Origin of the sequence: Clostridium tanneri, from assembly GCF_033659955.1 — a bacterium.
In the GTDB taxonomy this organism is placed as follows: Bacteria; Bacillota; Clostridia; order Clostridiales; family Clostridiaceae; genus Clostridium_AM; species Clostridium_AM tanneri.
On record NZ_JARUJP010000002.1, the window covers coordinates 102,994 to 125,084 of the forward strand.

15 protein-coding genes are annotated in these 22,091 nt (G+C 33.1%); all 15 read right to left on the minus strand.

Annotated features, from left to right (window positions below):
- Positions 1–101 precede the first annotated feature (101 nt).
- A complete protein-coding gene (locus P8V03_RS02745) occupies positions 102–467 on the minus strand; it encodes a DUF1540 domain-containing protein (protein WP_261671109.1) in 366 nt (121 codons plus the stop codon).
- A gap of 377 nt (positions 468–844) precedes the next feature.
- The gene (pyk, locus tag P8V03_RS02750) at positions 845–2,599 is read right to left on the minus strand and encodes a pyruvate kinase (RefSeq protein WP_318796697.1); all 1,755 of its coding nucleotides are present in this window, start codon (positions 2,597–2,599) and stop codon (positions 845–847) included.
- 40 nt (positions 2,600–2,639) lie between these two features.
- Complete coding sequence (gene pfkA / locus P8V03_RS02755; RefSeq protein ID WP_261671111.1) at positions 2,640–3,599, minus strand: 6-phosphofructokinase; 960 nt, start codon at positions 3,597–3,599, stop codon at positions 2,640–2,642.
- Positions 3,600–3,852: 253 nt separating this feature from the next.
- On the minus strand, positions 3,853–7,329 hold the full coding sequence (locus tag P8V03_RS02760; RefSeq protein WP_318796698.1) for a DNA polymerase III subunit alpha: 3,477 nt from the start codon (positions 7,327–7,329) through the stop codon (positions 3,853–3,855).
- A 156-nt stretch (positions 7,330–7,485) separates the two neighbouring features.
- Positions 7,486–8,790, minus strand: coding sequence for a DRTGG domain-containing protein (locus P8V03_RS02765; RefSeq protein ID WP_318796699.1), 1,305 nt, complete (start codon positions 8,788–8,790; stop codon positions 7,486–7,488).
- 9 nt (positions 8,791–8,799) lie between these two features.
- Positions 8,800–9,753, minus strand: coding sequence for a DNA-binding protein WhiA (whiA, locus tag P8V03_RS02770; protein ID WP_261671114.1), 954 nt, complete (start codon positions 9,751–9,753; stop codon positions 8,800–8,802).
- A gap of 11 nt (positions 9,754–9,764) precedes the next feature.
- Positions 9,765–11,096: a gluconeogenesis factor YvcK family protein gene (locus P8V03_RS02775; protein WP_318796700.1), complete on the minus strand. Its 1,332-nt coding sequence runs from the start codon at positions 11,094–11,096 to the stop codon at positions 9,765–9,767.
- Complete coding sequence (rapZ, locus tag P8V03_RS02780; protein WP_261671116.1) at positions 11,093–11,977, minus strand: RNase adapter RapZ; 885 nt, start codon at positions 11,975–11,977, stop codon at positions 11,093–11,095. Before rapZ ends, P8V03_RS02775 begins: the two co-directional genes overlap by 4 nt.
- Positions 11,978–12,146: 169 nt before the next feature.
- Positions 12,147–13,064: a UDP-N-acetylmuramate dehydrogenase gene (gene murB / locus P8V03_RS02785; RefSeq protein ID WP_318796701.1), complete on the minus strand. Its 918-nt coding sequence runs from the start codon at positions 13,062–13,064 to the stop codon at positions 12,147–12,149.
- Positions 13,065–13,171: 107 nt separating this feature from the next.
- Complete coding sequence (gene uvrC / locus P8V03_RS02790) at positions 13,172–15,046, minus strand: excinuclease ABC subunit UvrC (RefSeq protein WP_318796702.1); 1,875 nt, start codon at positions 15,044–15,046, stop codon at positions 13,172–13,174.
- A 17-nt stretch (positions 15,047–15,063) separates the two neighbouring features.
- Positions 15,064–15,672, minus strand: a complete 609-nt coding sequence (locus tag P8V03_RS02795) for a metal-dependent hydrolase (protein ID WP_318796703.1) — start codon at positions 15,670–15,672, stop codon at positions 15,064–15,066.
- Between the two features lie 255 nt (positions 15,673–15,927).
- Complete coding sequence (locus tag P8V03_RS02800; protein ID WP_318796704.1) at positions 15,928–17,355, minus strand: peptidoglycan D,D-transpeptidase FtsI family protein; 1,428 nt, start codon at positions 17,353–17,355, stop codon at positions 15,928–15,930.
- Between the two features lie 2 nt (positions 17,356–17,357).
- Positions 17,358–18,560 (minus strand): FtsW/RodA/SpoVE family cell cycle protein, encoded by a 1,203-nt coding sequence (locus tag P8V03_RS02805; RefSeq protein ID WP_318796705.1) that lies wholly within the window; start codon positions 18,558–18,560, stop codon positions 17,358–17,360.
- 106 nt (positions 18,561–18,666) lie between these two features.
- Complete coding sequence (locus tag P8V03_RS02810; protein WP_318796706.1) at positions 18,667–19,101, minus strand: FHA domain-containing protein; 435 nt, start codon at positions 19,099–19,101, stop codon at positions 18,667–18,669.
- A 125-nt stretch (positions 19,102–19,226) separates the two neighbouring features.
- Complete coding sequence (gene uvrA / locus P8V03_RS02815; protein ID WP_318796778.1) at positions 19,227–22,049, minus strand: excinuclease ABC subunit UvrA; 2,823 nt, start codon at positions 22,047–22,049, stop codon at positions 19,227–19,229.
- Between the last annotated feature and the right edge of the window lie 42 nt (positions 22,050–22,091).

Consider the following 22,091-nt stretch of genomic DNA (forward strand, 5'->3'; position numbering starts at 1 on the left):
CTTTCACCTACTCTATCAAATTCTCTCTCCATATTCTACATTTTTCCTTGTAATTTGTCTATCAAATAATTTCAATAAAAATAAGCGGAAAAATCCGCTTTTTACTCATTTTCTCTGAAGGTCTCACATTCAGTACTTTCACTTGTTCGAGCATTTGGCCCATGTACTTGAACAAAATCAGCGCTACATATTCTGTTTACATTATATACACAGTTCTGAGCTTCACAAACTATATCGGGACTTAGCTCTACCGTATCTGCACTAAAAAGCTGTCTAAACTCACCTGCTAGATTTCTATTTGTAAAATGTGACATGGCATCTGCATCTGTTTTTTCAAGAAAAGTATCACACATAGTATCTGGACTAGTGTTTGCTTCTTCCCCCATTACATGAATACTACTTGCTATACAAAATTCATTTACATTATTATAGCAATTTTTTGCGCTACATCTTAACTTTCCACTCATAAAAATTCCTCCCCTTTACTATCTATAAATATAGTTTTCTAAATTTCGAGGAATTTTATACTTTAAAAAAATTGCACCTTTATCAGAAAGGTGCTAAAAGTAAATAGAATCAGTTGTCTCTTATTTTCTCATTTTGTTATTTTAACCATATGTTTTCTTATTATACATTACTTTAATATAAATTTCCAATAAAAACTTAAAAACTTATCTATTAAATCTTAACTTGATTTTCTAACATAAGTTTAATTCTTACGTAACTATAGTTTATTTGTTGATTTTTGTCGTTATATTTAGAAAAAAATAATTATAAATATCTTAATTACTAAATTTTATTTTCAGCACAAAGGACTACTAGCTTTTACCAGTAGTCCTTTATATTACATTATATTTGTTCTGCCGTTATATACAATACCTCTTGTAACGTCCATAGTGATAAAAGATCCGGTTTTTAATACCTCAGTAGCTCCACCTGCATTGCAAATTAATGGAATCTCTTGTGAAATACATTCTATAGCAAGATGAGAAGTTAACCCGCCTTCCTCAGCTATAATACCTGATACTCTATCTAATACATTTATATATTCTCTATCTAGGTTTTTTACAACTAAGATATCTCCTTTTTCTATAATCTCATCTGCATGTTTAGCACTATTAGCAATTTTAGCTGTACCATATCCTGGCTTGTTTCCAGCACCTCTACCTTGAACTAATATATCTCCTACAACATGAACTTTAAGCATATTTGTAGTTCCTGAGTAGCTTACAGGAATTCCAGCAGCTATTACAACTAGATCCCCTTTCTTTACATACCCAGTTTTTAGTGATATATCAACAGATTTTTCTATTAACTCGTCTGTTGACTGAACCTTATCTGTAGTTATAGGGAATACACCCCAGTTTAATGCTAATTTTCTAGCTACACTTTCACTTGAAGTAACGGCTATTACAGGACAAGCTGATCTATATTTTGAAACCATTCTTGCTGTATGACCGCTTTGAGTAGCTGTTATTATAGCTGATGCATTTAATTCTGATGCAGTTGTGCAAGTAGCAAGACTTATAGCATTAGGTACATTTTGTATATGAGTTTCTCTCTTCTTACTTAAAATTTCTTCATACTTTAATCTAGATTCAGCTTCTATAGCTATTCTTGACATTGTTTGAGCAGCTTCCACAGGCCACTTTCCATTTGCAGATTCTCCACTTAGCATTAAAGCATCAGTACCATCGAATATGGCATTGGCTACGTCAGAAGCTTCTGCTCTTGTTGGTCTTGGGTTTCTCTCCATAGAATCTAACATTTGTGTAGCTGTCACTACAAATTTACCTGCTCTATTACATTTTTCAATTATCATCTTTTGAGCTGATGGCACTCTTTCTATTGGAATTTCTGAACCCATATCTCCTCTAGCAACCATTATTCCGTCTGAAAACTTGATTATTTCATCAATGTTATCAACACCTTCTTGGTTCTCTATTTTAGAAATTATTTGTATATCATGTCCACCAAATTGTTCTAATAGCTTTCTAATAGCTAGAACGTCTGAAGCCTTTCTTATGAAAGATGCTGCTATATAATCTACACCTATTTCGCAACCAAATCTTAAATCCTCAACATCCTTGTCTGTGAAAGAAGGAAGGTTTGTTTTTACATTTGGTACGTTAACGTTCTTTTTAGTGCTTATCATTCCGCTATTTCTTACTATACAGTGTATATCAGTTCCCTTTACTTCTTGAATCTCAAGTCCAATTAAACCATCAGCCATTAGTATCATGTCTCCTGGTTTAACATCTTTGTATAGTTCACGATAACTTAAATTACATCTTGTAGCATCTCCATCTACATCTTCGCCACAAACTATAGTAAACTTTGTTCCTTCAACTAATTCTACCTTTTCAGGAAAATATCCTGTTCTTATCTCTGGTCCCTTAGTGTCAAGCACTATTCCTATTGGTTTATTATATTTTTCCCTTAACTTCTTTACAAGCTTAATTCTTTCTCCATGTTCAGCATGATCTCCATGAGAAAAGTTATGTCTTGAACAACTCATTCCAGCTTCGATAAGTTTAGATAAAACTTCTTCCGAATCACTGGCTGGTCCAATTGTAAAAATCATTTTAGTCTTTTGCATAGCTTACTCTCCTTAACATCCACTTATTTATTTATATAATTTAGTATGATAACGCATTAGCAATTTCATATAGTTTTTCATCAAATTGTCTTGGTACTGCTAGAGCATCATCTATGTCTTCATCAAATATCTTTCCGTCTTTAACTCCAACTACTCTAGAAGATTTTCCTTCTTCTAACAGCTCAATAGCTCTATATCCCATTCTTGATGCCCATACTCTATCCATACAAGTTGGACTTCCTCCTCTTTGGATATGACCAAGCTTAGTAGCCCTAGCTTCCATTCCTGTAACCTCAGCTACAGTCTTAGCTAGTTCTTCTGCTCCTCCAATACCTTCTGCTAATAGAATTAAATTATGCATTTTACCTCTTAATTTTCCTTCAAGTATGGTTCTACATAGCTTATCTTGATTATATCCTTTTTCTGGTACAATTATACTTTCTGCTCCACCTGCAAGACCTGCATAAAGAGCTATATCTCCACAATTTCTACCCATAACTTCGATAATACTTACTCTTTCATGTGATGTTGAAGTATCTCTTATCTTATTAATTGCATCTAAAACTGTGTTTACAGCGGTATCAAATCCTATAGTATACTCAGTATATGGAAGATCGTTATCGATAGTTCCCGGTATTCCCACTGTTGCTATACCTAGTTTTGATAATAATTGTGCTCCTTTAAAAGAACCATCTCCACCTATTACTACAAGTCCATCAATTCCGAAGGTTTTTAGTATATTTGCCCCTCTTTTTCTTCCTTCTTCTGTTCTAAATTCTTCACAACGTGCAGTTCTTAAAATAGTTCCACCTCTTTGTATAATGTCAGCCACACTATGTCTATCCATAGGTATAATTTCGCCGTTAATTAGCCCACTATATCCTCTTCTTACTCCCATTACGTTTAGACCTTTTTCTAATCCTGCTCTCACTACTGCTCTTATAGCAGCATTCATTCCAGGTGCATCTCCACCACTTGTTAACACAGCTATTGTTCTCATATCTATACCTCCTATGACCGCTGGGACATTTTATGTCCCACGAACATTATACAATATTTATTTTCATATTCTATAAGTAAAGTATTTTTATTATATCACATATTTAGCCTTTTTTCATCACATGATATTATTTATTTTTAAGAGTATTTTCGGTATTTACTGTTAATTAATATATAAAGAGTTTTAGAGAAGATATGTACATCTATCCTCTCTAATATTTTGTTTATTGTACTAAGAAAATATACTTAAAAACCTATATTATCTTAATAGAATCATCCCCAAATTTCCTTCTCAAAGTGGACATAAGTTCCAAGTCTTCATTAACCCAAAACTCAGTATCCAATCTAAACTTCTTTCTTTCTTTCTTCGTACATAGATAAACAGGAGTATTTCCTTTGAAGCTTATAAGTAGAGATTTAACTTCCGGCAGCAAGACCTTCAAAGTTCTTTCATCCTCAATTAACAGGTATAAACTTCCCGTGTTAGCTTTAAGTAAAGGTTCAATACTTTCACATAATATCTTAGGTTGTTCTTCTTCTCTTATGCTGACCCTTCCTTTTATTAATGCCATACTGTCCTCATTGACTAGACTCTTATGCCTTTGAAATACTTTCGGAAATACAACCACTTCGATTGTACTATATAAATCTTCTACAGTTATAAAAGCCATCATATCATTATTTTTCGTAAATTTTTTTGTTACTGCTGCTATTATTCCTCCAATTATTACTTTATCTCCATCCTTTAATTTTGATTCTTGAATTATCCCCTCTTCTAAGGATTCACTTGTTACTATATCAGAAATATTTACGCTAGTATTTTTCTTTAGCGTTTCTTCATATTCCTCTAGAGGGTGTCCTGATAGATATAACCCAGTCATTTCTTTTTCCATTGCTAGGATATGTCTCTTTTCAAATTCTTGAATTGGAGGATACTGTATCTTAATACTTTCATCCTTTAAGCCAGCAAAAAGACTTAATTGCCCATCTAGGTTCTTTTTTCTAGAACTACTTATACCATCTAATACCTTTTCATAAACTGCAAGCATTTTTGAGCGATATACTTTAAAGCAGTCAAAGGCTCCAGCCTTAATCAAACTCTCAACTACTCTTTTATTTATAGAAGAAATATCTATTTTGTTGCAAAAATCAGAAATATCTAAAAACTCACCCTTGGCCTTTCTAGACTTTACTATACTATCTATAATATTCTCTCCAACGTTTTTTATGGCAGATAGGCCAAATCTTATAGTATTTTTTTCAACAGTAAACTTGGCATAACTTTCATTTATATCTGGCGGAAGGACCTGAATTCCCTTTTCATTAGCAAACCTTAAATAATAGGCAACCTTATCACTATCCCCTTTTACACTATTCAATGTAGCTGCTATAAACTCTGTAGGATAGTAGTACATTAAATAGGCAGTCTGATAAGATAATATAGCATAGGCTGCAGCATGGCTCTTATTAAAAGCATAACTTGCAAAATCCATCATTTGGTCAAATATCTTATTTGCAATTTCTTCACTTATACCATTTCTTATACATCCTGGCACCTCTACTTTACCATCTTCATCTACTATACCAAAGATGAAATTCCGTCTTTCTTCCTCCATCACTTTATGTTTCTTTTTAGACATAGCACGTCTTACCAAGTCACTTCTCCCCATAGAATATCCAGCAAGTTTTCTAACAATTCCCATAACCTGCTCCTGATAAACCATAACCCCATAGGTAACATTTAATATACTTTCTAAGTCAGGGGTCAAATATTCTACCTCTTCTGGATTATTCTTATTCCTAATATACCTTGGTATTTCCGCCATAGGTCCTGGTCTGTAAAGACTATTTCCTGCGATAATGTCTTCAATAGAATCTGGTTTGAGCTCCTTCATGAAGGCGGTCATTCCAGGAGACTCAAGCTGAAAGACTCCTACAGTTTTCCCCTCTCCTAGCATGCCATAGACCTTTTTATCATTGTAATCTATCTTATTTAAATCTAAATTTATTCCCTTGTTATCCTTTATCATATTCACTGCATCCCGAATAACCGTCAAATTTCTTAGACCTAGGAAATCCATTTTTAATAGACCAAGCTCTTCTAAGGTCCCCATAGTAAACTGTGTTACTATATTACCTTCGTTTCTTTGAAGTGGAACAAAATTTACTAAAGGCTTCGAAGCTATAACAACTCCAGCAGCATGGGTTGATGTATGTCTTGGCAATCCCTCAAGAGCTCTTGCTACATCAATTAACTCTTTAGTTCTTATTTCATCTTCATAAGCCTCTTTTAATTCTGGATTTAACTCCAAAGCTTTATCTATAGTTATACTTAAAACCGTTGGAATCATCTTCGCTATCCTATCTACCTCACTGTAGGAGTAACTCATAGCTCTTCCAACATCTCTTATACAAGCTCTAGCAGCCATAGTTCCAAAGGTGACTATTTGAGAAACATTGTTAACACCGTACTTCTCTACTACATAGTCAATTACTTCTCCTCTTCTTTCGTAGCAGAAATCACTATCTATATCAGGCATGGACACACGTTCTGGATTAAGAAATCTTTCAAAAATTAATCCATACTTTATTGGATCAATATCAGTTATTCCTAAAGTATATGCTACAAGAGACCCTGCTGCAGAACCTCTTCCCGGGCCAACCATGATGCCGTTATCTCTAGAATACCTCATAAAATCCCAAACTATAAGAAAGTAATCAACATAACCCATTTGTTTTATTACGCCAAGCTCATATTCTAATCTTTCCCTAAGTTCATCAGTTAAAGCATTATATCTTTCCTTTAATCCGTCATAACAAAGCTCTCTCATATATTCGTAAGGGTCTTGATTTTCTGGCAGTGGAAACTTAGGCAATTTAGACTTATGAAACTCGTAATCAAAGTTACACTGCTCAGCAATTTTAAGGGTATTTTCCAAGGCTTCAGGTACGTAGGAAAATAGTTCATACATTTCCTCTGGTGACTTTAAGTAAAATTGATCAGAGGCGTATCTCATTCTATCCTCTTCTTCTACGGTCTTTCCCGTCTGTATACAAAGAAGTACATCGTGAGATTTATAATCTTCCTTATTTATATAATGAACATCATTTGTTGCTACTAATGGTATATCTAGTTCCCTTGACATACGTACCAGTTCTTCATTTACTTTTAGCTGTTCTTCTATACCATGATACTGTAATTCTAGATAAAATCCTTCTTTAAATATCTCTTTATATAAAAGCGCTATTTCCTTAGCTTTATTCAAATTTCCGTTTAAAATATTAGATTGAACTTCTCCACCTAGACAAGCACTTAGAGCTATTAATCCTTCGCTGTGCTGCCTTAGAAACTCATGATCTACTCTAGGTTTGTAATAGAATCCATCAATAGAAGCTGTAGATACTATTTCCATTAGATTGTTATAACCAGCTTCATTTTTTACTAGCAACACAAGATGATGGTTTTCATTTTCTTTATCATTTTGTTTTATGTGCATTGACTTTCCAGCAACATAGATTTCGCATCCTATTATCGGTTTAATTCCTTGTGCTTTAGCCTCTTGATAAAATTCTACACATCCATACATAACTCCGTGGTCAGTTATAGCTATACTTTTCATTCCAAGCTCTTTTGCTCTAGCTATAAGATTTGGTATCTTGGCAGAGCTGTCCAAAAGAGAATACCCAGTATGCTGGTGTAAACTTACCCATTGATGTTTTTTTTCGCTCATTAGTTCACCTCTTCCGTAAAAGCTTATCTAAAATATTGACAAATTACTCTTAAATTATATCACTATACTAGGTATTTTTTAATAACATATGTTTTTCCAATAAAAAAGGTAGATAGCAAGTACAAATGCCGTCTACCTGAAATGAACTTATTTAATTTACCTTCTTATAATTTTAGCTGATAGAAAGGCTTTCGCTATTATATCTTTCTTGCTATTAAACATATCAATTTCTACCTTACAAAAGTTCCTACCTGTATCTATTATATCAGTATAAATTTCTATAATGCTGTCCACCTGAACCGGTTTCATAAAGTATGTATTTATACTATCAACAAGTACATTAATGTTATTTCTTTGTCTCAAAGCCATAATTCCCATAGTTGATAGCAGCATATTTAGAGCGCTCCAGGAAGCTGTTCCTATAGGATCTAACATTTCCGGAGTTATTTTTCCATAAAAACGAACCTTATCTCCAGTAATTTCAAATTCAAAGTTCTTTAACACAGAGTCTTCTAAGGTCTCAGCAGCTTGCGGCTGTCTTGCCATATATTGCAAAGCTTTTATTACGTCCTGTCTTGTAATAACCCCTACTAGTTTTTTCCCTTTAACTACAGGAAACAATTCAATGCCTTCCCACCCCATTATATGAGCTGCGTAAGCCACAGTGGTTTTAGGAGTTACCGTTATAGGCTCCTTATGCATTACTTTGCCAATCGCTTCATCATCACTTTCCCTGTTAGATAAATCCTTCATCGTAACGACTCCAACAACCTTATGCTCATCATCTACCACTGGATACCTTTGGTGTTTAGTATTAATCATTACTTCCTTCCATTTCGCTACTGTATCAGTAACTTTCAAGAAATAAGGATTACTTTCCATAATATCTTCAACTAAAACTATATCTTTTTTTATGAGATTTTCTGATATGGCTTTATTTATCATGCTAGCAACAGTAAAACTATCATAGGTAGTAGAAATTATAGGAAGACATTTTTCATTAGCCAACCTCTTTATTTCATCACTGCAGCCAAAGCCACCAGTTATAAGAACGCCGGAATTGCTTAGTAATGCTAGCCTTTGTGCCTCTTCTCTGTTTCCTACAATGAGAAGACAATCCTGTGTAACATACTTTTCCATAGCATCAATAGTCATAGCTCCTATAGCAAATCTATGCAGCGTCTTATGTATACCATCTTTCCCACCCAGCAATGTTCCATCTATAATATTTATCACTTCACCATAAGTTAATGCTTCAATATTTTTTTTCTCCACTTTTTCAATTCTTACCGTTCCAACTCTAGGTATGGTAGTAACTATCCCTAAAGCATCTGAATCTTTTATTGCTCTGTAAGCAGTTCCGTCACTAACCCCCAGATCGTTAGCTATACTTCTTACTGAGATTTTTGTTCCAACTTCCAGTGAAAGTATATATTTAATTATATCCTCATGTTTTGACATAGTCTGTTCCTACCTTCCTTCTTTTCTAAGTTCCTCAGCTATTTTTTCTATTCTTCTTAGTCTATGGTTAACACCTGATTTGCCTACTGGTGGGTTAAGCATTTCTCCTAACTCTTTTAGGGATTCATCAGGATAACTCAGTCTAAGTTCTGCGATCTCTCTTAAATTCTTAGGAAGTCTAGCAAGACCTATTTCTTTCTGAATAAGTTTTATACTTTCAACCTGCCTTACTGCAGCATTAACAGTTTTACTTAAGTTAGCAGTTTCACAATTAACAAGCCTATTTACGTTATTTCTCATCTCCTTCATAATTCTAACGTTCTCTAATTCTAAAAGAGATGCATGGGCTCCTATTATATTAAGCAAATCAACTATTTGCTCCCCTTCCTTAAGATAAACTATATAGCTGCTCTTTCTTTGTATTACCTTTGAGTTTAATCCATATTCATTTATAAGATCACTTAAATCTTCTGAGTAATCATTATCGTGGGTAACAAATTCTAAATGATATGTTTTCTCAGGATTGCTGATACTGCCTCCGCCTAAAAATGCTCCTTTTATATAGGCTCTTTTGCACTCCTCTGTTTTTATTATTCTTTTTGGTATGCTGTAATCAAGGGAAAATACATTTTCATTTTCTTTTAAGAGTCCTACTTGTTTAAGTAATCCTCTAACATTCATTTCCTCTGTAATTAATATCATATACACATTATTTTTCTTAAGGGAATTGCTCTTTTTTACCAGTATCTGGGTATGCATGTTGAAATGTTCTTTTAGTATCTTGAATATGAATCTTGCAATAGCAGGGTTTTCTGTAGTAACTTTAAAGCTAAATTGCTTATTTCCACCAAGGAGCAAAGTACCACTAACTTTCATTATGGCAGATAACTCAGCTATTGCTTCTTCTTTGGTAATATTCGTATATCTACAAACCTCATTCTTAACTTTAACTGAAAATGACATATGCTCTCTCCCTATTTGTTCTTATTTTGCTTTAATCTTTCTGATAAGTAGAAGTATTCAATAATTTTCTTTCTATCAAATAGAAGCTTCTTCTCCATAATAGTCTCTATTAAAATTGATGCTAATTTTTCTGAATTATGTCTTATCAGACCATTTCTTATAGATATAAAATCTCCTTCTATAATGTTAACGTTGAGTTTTTTTACTTTCTCCTCATCTATTTTTACAAGATGTGATTCTTCTTCTTTGTATTTTCCCTCAAGTTCTCTATCAATCTTACCTACATTTATAATTACATAATCAATTATACCGCTGACTGAGTGTTTAAAAATAGATTCTATATGGTCTTCTACACCGAATCCATCTGTTTCTCCAGGTTGTGTCATTATATTTGATACATATAACTTTATAGCCTTTGTTTTCTGCATTGCATTAGATATATCTTTAACTAAAAGATTAGGAATTACACTAGTGTACAGACTGCCCGGTCCTAAAATTATGGCATCTGCTTCTAATATTGCCTCCACTGCCTCCTTAAGGGCCCTTGCGTTCTTAGGTTCTATAAATACCTTTTCAATTCGGCTGTTATGCTTAATTGCTTCCTCAGGAATATTAGATTCTCCTTCTATAATCATTCCATTCTTAAGTTTAGCCTTTAGTATCAAGTTATCTAAAGTAACAGGCATAACTTTGCCTGTTACTGCTAATACTGAACTCATTTTATGAACTGCTTCCTCGAAATTACTAGATATACCATCCATAGCTGCTAAAAATAAGTTCCCAAAGCTTTGATTTTTAAGTCTTCCATCTTTAAATCTGTACTGTAAAAGTTCTTCCATAAGAGGTTCTGTATCTGCAAGAGCAAGGATACAGTTTCTTATGTCCCCTGGTGGCAGCATTCCCAGATCTTCTCTTAAATCACCAGACCCGCCTCCATCATCTGCAACAGTAACTATTGCAGTGATATTTGAAGTATAGTACTTTAATCCTCTAAGCATTGTAGATAGTCCTGTTCCTCCACCTATTACTACAACTTTAGGTCCTTTTACCAAAAGCCTCTTTTCATATATAAGATTTTCCAACTTTCTAGAATCTAAAGATACGCTTAAATAACCTTTATTTATTAATGCTATTATAGACCTCATACCTTGAGTTATAGATATATATAATACAAAAACACCAGATACTATTAAAAATACATAAAAGGATATATAGTACATACTATAAAATCTTCTATTAACAAATTCCAGTACGCCAAATACTATAAATAATATTCCCATGGCACCAAGCATAACCCATCTTTTTACCTTTATGCCCGGTCTAAGCCAATCTACTATTTTCATAGTTTCTTACCACCTTTATTAACGTCTTCATCTATGTCTCTGTGGTCAATGTTTACCCTGTACTCATTATTCGTCAACTTTTCATAAATAGCATTTGCTATAGTTACTGAACGGTGTCTTCCCCCGGTACATCCTATGGATACAATTAACTGCCTTTTTCCTTCTTTTAAATAATTTGGAATTAAATATTGTAACATATCTTCTAATTTGTCAATAAAATTGTTAGTTTCCTCAAAACTCATTACATAATCTCTAACGGGTTTATCATTTCCTGAGTACTTCTTTAACTCTGGAATATAGTAAGGATTTGGTAAAAATCTTACATCAAATACTAAATCTGAATCTACAGGTATGCCATATTTAAATCCAAAAGAAAGTATGGTTATCATTAATTGAGTCTCCATCTGTCCCTCTTCTGAATATATCTTTGTTATTTCTTCTCTCAGTTCTCTAGTGGCAAGTTTTGACGTGTCTATTATATTATCAGCTCTATCCTTTACTTCTCTTAACTTGTTTCTTTCCATTGATATTCCATTTAATATTCTCCCATCTGGGGCTAAAGGATGTTTTCTTCTAGACTCTTTAAATCTCTTAACTAGCACCTCGTCGGAAGCGTCTAAAAATAGAATTTCATACTTATATCCTTGTTCTTTAAGGTACTTTAAGCTCTCAAATAAATCATCAAAGAACTTTCCACCTCTTATATCTATAACTAAAGCTATCTTATCTATCTTACCGTCTGTTTGATAGCAAGCCTCTGCAAACTTAGGTATTAGTGTAGGAGGAAGGTTATCTACACAAAAATATCCCAAATCTTCCAGGTTCCTTATAGCCTGAGTTTTACCTGCACCAGACAGACCTGTTACTATAACAAATCTCATTGTCACTCCTCCTATTAACTTTTTTCACATGAACTGCTAATTAAATCCTTCTCATTATATATACTTTATGGATTTACTTTTATAATTATAACACAACAATTTATAAGAAGGAATACAAGATAAAATGGAGAATTTAACACAAATATGATGTTAAATTCTCCATTTTATTTTATATATCTTCTCCAATAATTCTTACTTCTGTGGAAAGTTCTACTCCAAATTTCTCATTAACTTTTGTTTGAACAATTTTAATTAAGTCTAGAATATCCTGTGCAGTAGCATTACCTTTATTTATTATAAATCCAGAATGCTTTTCTGATACCTGGGCATCTCCAATACTAACGCCTTTTAAACCACTATCTTCTATTAATTTAGCTGCAAAATAGCCTTCAGGTCTTTTAAATGTACTTCCTGCTGAAGCATATTCAAGAGGTTGTTTCTCTGTTCTTCTAGCACTTAAATCATCTATTCTCTCTTTTATTTTACTATATTCCCCTTTTTCTAAATTAAAGGTTACTTCTAATACGGTATATCCATATTTAAGTATTGAACTTATCCTATATCCAAGCTCCAGATCTTCTTTACTAAGAACTTTTATGTTTCCATCACCGTCTATAATTTTAGCGCTTTCTATAACATAAGATATCTCACCATTGTAAGCTCCTGCATTCATTGTAACTGCGCCGCCAATGCTTCCAGGAATACCACAAGCGAATTCAAAGCCAGTTAAACTATTCTCTAAAGCAAAATCCGATACGTCCTTTAAAAGAGCCCCACTTTCAGCAATTATTTTAGTTCCTTGTAACTTTATTTTATCTAACTTGGATAGCTTAACTACTACCCCTCTTATTCCGCCATCCTTGACAAGCAGATTAGTACCATTACCAATTATATAACATGGTACACTATCTTTTTTACACAATTTCACAACTTCTACTACTTCTTCGAAGCTTTCTGGATTAACTAGTATATCTACTGGGCCCCCTATCTTGAAAGATGTATGATTTTTCATAAGTGAATCTATTTCTATATCTTTTGGATCCAATATTTCCATTAACTTTGTACTAAAATTTTTAAATCTATTCATGGTCTATTCTCCTTGAAAATTAAAATTATGTATCATAACTAGTATAATGTATGTACAATTCTTAATCAAGATTTATATCCCTTATCCTTGATTTCCTATTATACATTTTATTTCTCTTCCTTATTCCTACCAAAAAACTCGATAATACTTAAAGCCGCTTTCCTGTCTATAGAAGGTGTCTGTAAGAGTTCTTCAACGTTGGCCTTTTTTATATTTTCTATAGACCCAAATTTCTTTAGAAGCTCTTTTCTTCTTTTTTCACCTACATTAGGTATATCCTCAAGTACTGAGTGAAGCACTCTCTTATTTCTTAAGCTTCTGTGATAGGTTATTGCAAACCTATGAACCTCATCTTGTATCCTTGTAACAAGTCTCATTACATTGGTGTTACGACTTATCATAAGCTCATTATTATTATATATTAATCCTCTTGTATTGTGCTTATCATCTTTAACCATTCCACAGACTGGAATAGTAATGTTAAGGCCTTTTAGTACTTCAAGTGCAACGTTAACCTGGCCTTTTCCCCCATCCATTAGTATTAAATCGGGAAATACCGAAAACTTTCCTGAGCTTAAGTTTATTTTATTCTCTTGAATTTCCCTTATTTCATCTAACCCATGCTGAAACCTTCGTGTTAAAATCTCCCTCATACTATCATAATCATTTGCACCTTTCACGGTGTTTATTTTAAATCTTCTATAATCACTATTTTTAGCTCTTCCTTCCTCGAATACAACCATGGTTCCTACAGAGTCTACTCCCTGAATGTTAGATATATCATAAGCTTCTATCCTATGTGGAATATCTTCTAAATTAAGTATATTGGAAAGTTCTTGTAAAGATGACTTATAAATCTCTTTATCTTGAATAAATTTCAACTTAAAATGCTCCAAAGTCATCTTGGCATTCTTTTCAACTAAATTTAAGGTTTCTTTTTTTTCTCCTTTTTGCGGTATCTTAATTATAACCTTTGAGCCACGTTTCATACCTAGCCATTGCTCAAGTAATTCTCTATCATCTGTTTCCGGCACATATATAGTTTTAGGTATATATGCAGTACCTCCATAAAATTCTTTTATAAAATTTGCTGTTATTTCTCCCTTTTCAGAATCCCCGGTATTTTCCACAATAAAGTGTTCTCTACCAGTTATCTTCCCAGCCCTTAAGAAAAATACTTGAATACAGCTATCTTTTTCATCACTATATATATTTATGAAATCCTCGTCCTCAAAATTCCCTGTTATTATTTTTTGTTTTTCTCTAATTTTCTGTACCGCTAATAATTTATCCCTCAAACCAGCTGCCTTTTCAAATTCTAAGTTTTCTGCGGCAGCATCCATTTGTCCTTTCAATTTTTCAATTACATTTTTATCTCTTCCTGATAACAAGTCAACTACATCAGCAACTATCTTATCATAGTCACTTTTGCTTATATGCCCTCCACAAGGTGCTTTACACAGTCCTATATGGTAATTGAGACAAGGTCTTGTTTTTTCACCATCTTCTTTTATGAGCCTTTTACAGTTCCTTATAGGAAAAATATTTTTTATAAGCTCCATGGTTTCATACACAGCAGAAACATCTGTATAAGGACCAAAGTATTTTGCACCATCCTTCGCCAATGTTCTAGTTATAAATATTCTAGGAAAGTCTTCATTAGTAGTTACCTTTATAAATGGATAGTGTTTATCATCCTTAAGTAATATATTATATCTAGGTCTATACTTCTTTATTAGATTACACTCTAGTATAAGAGCTTCCATTTCAGAATCTGTAACTATATACTCGAACTCACTAATATGTTTAACCATAGCTTTTACTTTTTCAGAATGATTTTTTGAGTTTTGAAAATACTGTCTAACTCTATTTTTTAATACCTTAGCCTTACCAACATATATTACTTCACCTAAAGAATTCTTCATTAAATATACCCCTGGTTTATCAGGCAAAATCTTCAACTGATACTGGAAATCGAACACAAAATCACTCCTAAAAATTATTTGTAAAAAATTATAGGTAGCTTATATATAGTAAATAAAAGTCCACCTATCATAAGTAACTCTTCTATAGTAGTACCAATTCTTGAATTTGTTTTATATGTAATCGGCAATTTAACCTTTTTATTTCTAAATGGATATAACAGTGGTATTCCTCTATTAGTGGCCATATCGCATAACAAATGCATTCCATATCCTATCATAAAGTAGTATATCAAATGATGTATACCATACATATTACCTATATATCCAGTAATAAAGGAAAATATGATCATTCCTGAAAGACTATGAGTAAGCCCATTTCTATGAGATGATATAGCTATTGTTATAAACGATACTCCTAGTGCCTTTATAGCAGGTTCTTTAGTATACAAATAATCATACCATAGCACCACTATACCTAGGCAAATATATAAAGTGACTTTAGTAGCCTTATTTTTAAAAGGGAGTATATATTTATTTATAATGCTCTTAGGGTGATCTATATCTGGCAATACTGAGGCAAAAACAACCACTGCAATACCAATGAAATTAAATTTTCCCGGTAAAATATTACAAAGAGATAAAAAAGTAACTATTCCAACTCCCGCATGGGTTTTACCCTTCATATTTTCTCCTCTTTTTCTCATATAATTTTATTTTCAAACATAATATGATTTTATTTATTAATAACCGATATAATTATTGTATATATTATATCATTAAAGAATTAATAATTTTACTTTTTCGGACAAAATTTCCCGGGAAAACTGTAAAAATATAAAAATTAAATGTCAGCAGGAAATTTTTTAATTTCTGCTGACATTTAATTTAATCATAAGCTTAATATACTATACTGAATTACCCTGTTTTAAATAATTCTACTATCTTCTTAAAGCAGTTCTCATCACTTCTGATGCTATTCTAGCCGCAGCCTTTCCTCCCTGTCCACCTTCTTCTACAATTACCGCTACTGCAACCTCTGGATTATTATAAGGTGCAAATCCTATAAACCAAGAGTGAGGAGCCGCTCCCTTTCCTTCTTCTTGGTGGTCAGCTGTACCTGTTTTACCGCAGACTTCTATACCTTCAATTGCTGCATTTCCTCCAGTACCTTCAGAAACAACTCCTCTCATGAGTTCCTTCATTATACTTGCAGTATTTGCTGAAGTAATCTGTCCCACAGACTCTGGCTGTATACTTTTTATTAATTCCCCCTTGCTGGTAACAACTTCCTTAACTAAATGAGGCTTCATCATAATTCCACCATTAGCTATAGTGCTGCTTACCACTGCCATCTGAAGAGGACTGGCAAGGTCACTACTCTGCCCTATTGCACTCTGTGCTATACTTCCCTTCTCATATTTCTTTAAAGTAGGAAACTTGCTTGGCTCAACAGGAATTCCATCTGTTGGTATTTCCTTGTTAAAGAAAAACTTTTCTGAAGTTGCCTTTAACTTATCATTTCCAAGTTCAAGTCCTAATCCTCCAAATACTACATTACTTGAGTGGACAAAAGCTTCTTTGAAACCTATATTACCTAGGACTTCTCCTGAGAAGTTATGAAGAGAATAATCGTTACTTATAAACAAACTACCATTATCATCAAATCTTCTATTAGATATACCTGGAATATTCTCTAATGCACTTATTGCAGTTACAGCCTTAAAAGTTGATCCTGGTGGATACAATCCTGCTGTAGCTCTATTTATCAAAGGTCTTCTTTCATCTTTATTAATGGAACTCCATATCTCTTGTAGATTATTAGGATTGAAAGAAGGCTTGGAAACCATTGCTAGTACTTCCCCAGTTTTAGGGTTTAATGCAACTACTGCACCTTTGTTATCTCCTAATAACTCGTAAGCTCTACTTTGAACATCATAGTCTAGAGTTGTTTTAAGATTGTTACCTACTTTTTCTTCATTTCTACCTTTGTTTTTTATTAAACTTCTTACGTTATCTTGAATATTTGTAGACATAAGCTGTTCATCATATTTTCTTTCCAACCCTGTGATACCGTATTTTATATCTACATAACCAAGTATATGTGCAAAGATTTCCCCTCCGGTATACTCTCTTTTTTGAGTTTCCTTGTCTATTCTCTCGCTTTTAGTTAATGGTTTACCATTTCTATCATAAATTGTCCCTCTTAGTACCTCGTTTCTTTTAACCCATAGTCGCCTATTGTAGGGACTGCTCACTATTTTAGGGCCTACAATCATTTCAAAGTATGTTATATAGGAAATTAATCCTATAAAGCATATTAAAAAGACTATAAGAACCTTTTTTATATTATTTGATATATCATTCATATTTATCTACCCTCTTCTGATATCTTTTGAATTATACCTAATGAAAAGAAAGTTATAAGCATTGAACTTCCTCCATAACTTACTAAAGGTAGCGTTATACCTGTAAGAGGAATGGCATTCATAACTCCTCCCACTATAACTAATACTTGAGATGCTATCATAGCACTGTATCCTACAGCAAGAAGCCTTGAAAATTCATCTTCACCATATACCGCTGCTCTCATACATCTATAGAATAATAAAAAGTATAATATTATTATTCCAAAGCCTATAAGTATTCCAAGTTCTTCACATAAAGCCGCAAATATAAAGTCTGTTGTATTAATAGGCACATACTCAGGATATCCAAGTCCCAGTCCTGAACCAGTAAGTCCTCCCGATGCTATAGAAAACATAGACTGAACTACCTGATAACTCTTTCCAGTGGCATATGGCCACGGATTCATCCATATTAATACTCTAGTCTTTACATGATCAAATAGCTGATAACTTATGAAAGCACCAGCACCAAATAGCCCAAAGCAGGTAGCAACATAGGTAAACTTCGATGTGGCAATATATAGCATAGTTATGGATATTCCAAAAAATATTAATGCAGAACCAAGGTCCTTCTGAATAACCATAAACCCTAGACATATCATTACTACAAGTCCTGGTTTTATTAAATCCTTAAAATTTTTATAGTTCTTTAAGGAAGATGCAAGATAGGCCACTAAGAATAGCTTACCAAACTCTGAAGGCTGGAAGCTATACCCACCTATTACAATCCAGTTTTTAGAACCATTTATTTCTTTTCCAAACAAAGTAGCCATCCCCATAAAGATTATGGTAACTACCAAATAAATATATTTGTACTTACCAAAGCTTCTTAAGTCCGGCAACAGTACTACTATTAAAATAAAACCTGTTACTCCTAACGCAAACCATATTATTTGTTTTATGGAGGATGCCATGTCAATTCTATAAATCATAACCATTCCAATAACTGCTAGTATGCTTGAAAATATAAATATATATTTATCTCCATCAGAAAAGAATTTTCTTATAATAAAGTAGGAGTATCCTACAAGTAAACAGGTAACCACAGCCATAACCATTGCCCCTTTGTCAAAAGGTTGTTTGATTATAGCTAAATTAAAAAAACATATTAAGCATAGAAGATATGTGTATCTTAATAGTCTTTTTTCATCTCTGCTAGCGTCCAACTGCATTCACCACCAATTCATAAATATAAATAGTTGACAATGGATACTTGTCAACTATCAACTGCCAACTTTGTAAATTCTGCTTAATAAATAATAAAATAATAGCTTAGCCTATGACCCTAAAAGATGTACTTCCGATTCTAATTTCATCTCCTGAATTCAAATATTCTCTGCCCTCTATTCTTTCTCCATTTAATAATGTTCCATTTGTACTTCCCAAATCCTCCAAAATGCAATCATTATTTTTAACATATACTCTAGCATGATGACTGGAAGCATAGGGGTCGTCCAATATAAGTAGGTTATCATTTTTTCTTCCTATTGTTATATCTCCTCGAACAGGGATAACCCCACCCCTTCTCAAATTGGAATTATTACCTGCACTAATAACCTCTAATCCAAAGGATTTTCTGCTACTTCTAACTTTTCTTCCTCCGTTTTTTACATCCTTATACATTATACGTAGGGCTATGAAAATTATAATGTAAATTATTCCAATAATTATAATTTTAAATATTAAGCTTAGCTTACTCAGATCCATATAATCACCTTCTCGTAAACTTATTAGTATATTTTCTTAGTAAATTTTCATTTTAATTATGCAATAAATATATCAAAAGACTAGCATCTTAGCTTTGTCAATGCTAGTCTTAAGTCTCATATAAATTATAGCATCTTTTTTAAATATTGTCCCGTATAAGAGGATTTATTTTGAACTATTTCCTCTGGTGTTCCTGTACATAAAATAGTTCCTCCTTTTTCTCCTCCTTCAGGACCCAAATCAATGATGTAGTCTGAACACTTAATAACATCTAAGTTATGTTCTATGACCACTACAGTATTTCCTGTATCCACAATCCTCTGAAGGATATCAACAAGTCTACTTACATCATCTATATGAAGACCTGTTGTAGGTTCATCTAATATATACAACGTCTTCCCAGTACTTCTTTTAGACAACTCATAGGCTAGCTTTATCCTTTGGGCCTCTCCTCCAGATAACTGAGTTGATGGCTGACCTAGTCTAACATAGCCTAATCCTACATCAAAAAGCGTTTGAATCTTATTCTTGATTCTAGGAATATTTTCAAAGAACGTTAATGCCTCTTCTACAGTCATATTTAAAATATCGTCTATATTCTTACCCTTATACTTTACCTCAAGAGTTTCTCTATTATATCTTTTTCCCTTACAAACCTCACAAGGCACATACACGTCAGATAAAAATTGCATTTCTATTTTTATTATTCCATCACCACTACAAGCTTCACATCTTCCACCTTTAACATTGAAGCTAAATCTACCGGGTTTATATCCTCTCATTTTTGCTTCAGAAGTATTTGAGAATACTTCTCTTATAATATCGAATACCCCAGTGTAGGTTGCTGGATTTGAACGTGGAGTTCTACCTATAGGACTTTGATCTATATTTATAATTTTATCTATATTTTCTACTCCCAGAATATCTTTATGCATTCCTGGATTATTCTTTGATCTATTAATTATTTTATTCAACCCTTTAAATAATATCTCATTAATAAGGGTACTTTTTCCTGAACCTGAGACTCCAGTAACGCAAGTAAGAGTTCCTAGTGGAAATGTTACATTTATATCCTTAAGGTTATTTTCCTTTGCTCCTTTTACTTCTATGTTGTTTCCATTGCCTTCTCTTCTAGAAGATGGAATATCTATCTTTTTCTTACCGCTTAGATACTGACCAGTTATTGATCTTTCGCATTTAATTATTTCTTCCATAGTTCCTGCAGCAACTATTTCACCGCCATGCTCTCCAGCTCCTGGCCCTATATCAACAATGAAATCTGCTTCATTCATAGTGTCTTCATCATGTTCTACTACAACAAGTGTATTTCCCAAATCTCTTAAGTGTTTTAATGCAGCAATAAGTTTGTCGTTATCCCTTTGATGAAGCCCTATACTAGGTTCATCAAGTATATACAGTACTCCTACTAGACTTGATCCTATTTGAGTAGCAAGCCTAATTCTTTGAGCTTCTCCTCCTGAAAGAGTTCCTGAATTTCTACCTAAATTTAAATAATCAAGCCCTACATCAATTAGAAACTTTAGTCTACTTCTAATTTCTTTTAATATTTGATCACTAATTATTTTGTCTTTTTCAGATAAGTCTACTTGCTCTAAAAACTCCAATTCATCTTTTATAGACATTCTACAGAATTCAAAAATGTTTTTATCACCGACAGCTACGGATAAAGCTTCCGGCCTAAGTCTCGCTCCTTTACACTTAGGGCATGGGTTATCGCTCATATAGTTTTCAACTTCACCTTTTATATAATCAGAATTCGTTTCTAGATACCTTCTTTTTAAATTATTGATTACTCCTTCAAAGGCATGGTTAAATTCCATAGCACGATCTTCTTTAGTATAGTTAACCTTTATCTTTTCACCTTTAAGTCCATATAATAATATTTCCACCACTTCAGGTTTTAACTTTTCTATTGGTGTATCAAGCTTAAATTTATATTCCTTTGAAAGTGCTTTTAATATACTAAAAGTCCAGGAATCTTCCTTTAAACTTCCACTTCCCCAAGGTACAATAGCACCATCTAAAATACTCTTGCTTTTATCTGGTATAACCAAACTTTCATCTATTTCCATTAACGTGCCAAGTCCATCGCATCTATCACATTTTCCGAAAGGAGAGTTAAAAGAAAACATCCTTGGAGCAAGTTCTCCAATGCTTATACCACAATCAACACAGGCAAAGTTCTCACTAAACAACATGTCATCTTCTCCAATTATATTTACGATAACTATGCCTTCTGATAGCTTAAGAGCAGTTTCCAGAGAATCTGCTAACCTACTTTTAATTTCTTCCTTTACTACTAATCTATCTATTACTGCCTCAATGTTATGCCTTTTATTCTTTTCAAGTTTTACTTCTTCTTCTTGTAAATCAATAGTCTCTCCATCAATTCTGGCTCTTACAAAGCCGTTTTTTCTTATATTTTCAAGAACCTTTACATGTTCACCTTTTCTGCCTCTTATTATTGGTGCTAAAATTTGTATCTTGGTTCTTTCTGGCATCGAAAGAATCTTGTCTACCATTTGATCTACAGTCTGTTGAGTTATCTTCTTTCCACACTTTGGACAGTGAGGAGTCCCTATTCTTGCATACAATAGTCTCAAATAATCATATATTTCTGTAATAGTTCCAACTGTTGATCTAGGATTTTTACTTGTGGTTTTTTGGTCTATTGCAATTGCAGGTGATAAACCTTCTATATACTCTACATCTGGTTTATTCATTTGACCAAGAAACTGTCTAGCATATGCAGATAATGACTCCACATATCGTCTCTGTCCTTCTGCATATAGAGTATCAAAAGCTAGAGAAGATTTTCCTGAACCAGACAACCCAGTAAATACCACTAGTTTCTCTCTAGGTATTTTTAGGTCTACATTCTTTAAGTTATGAACCTTAGCACCTTTTATTAATATGCTATCTCTCATTAGTTTTATCTTCACTCCTTAGTTTTCCATTAATAATTAAAA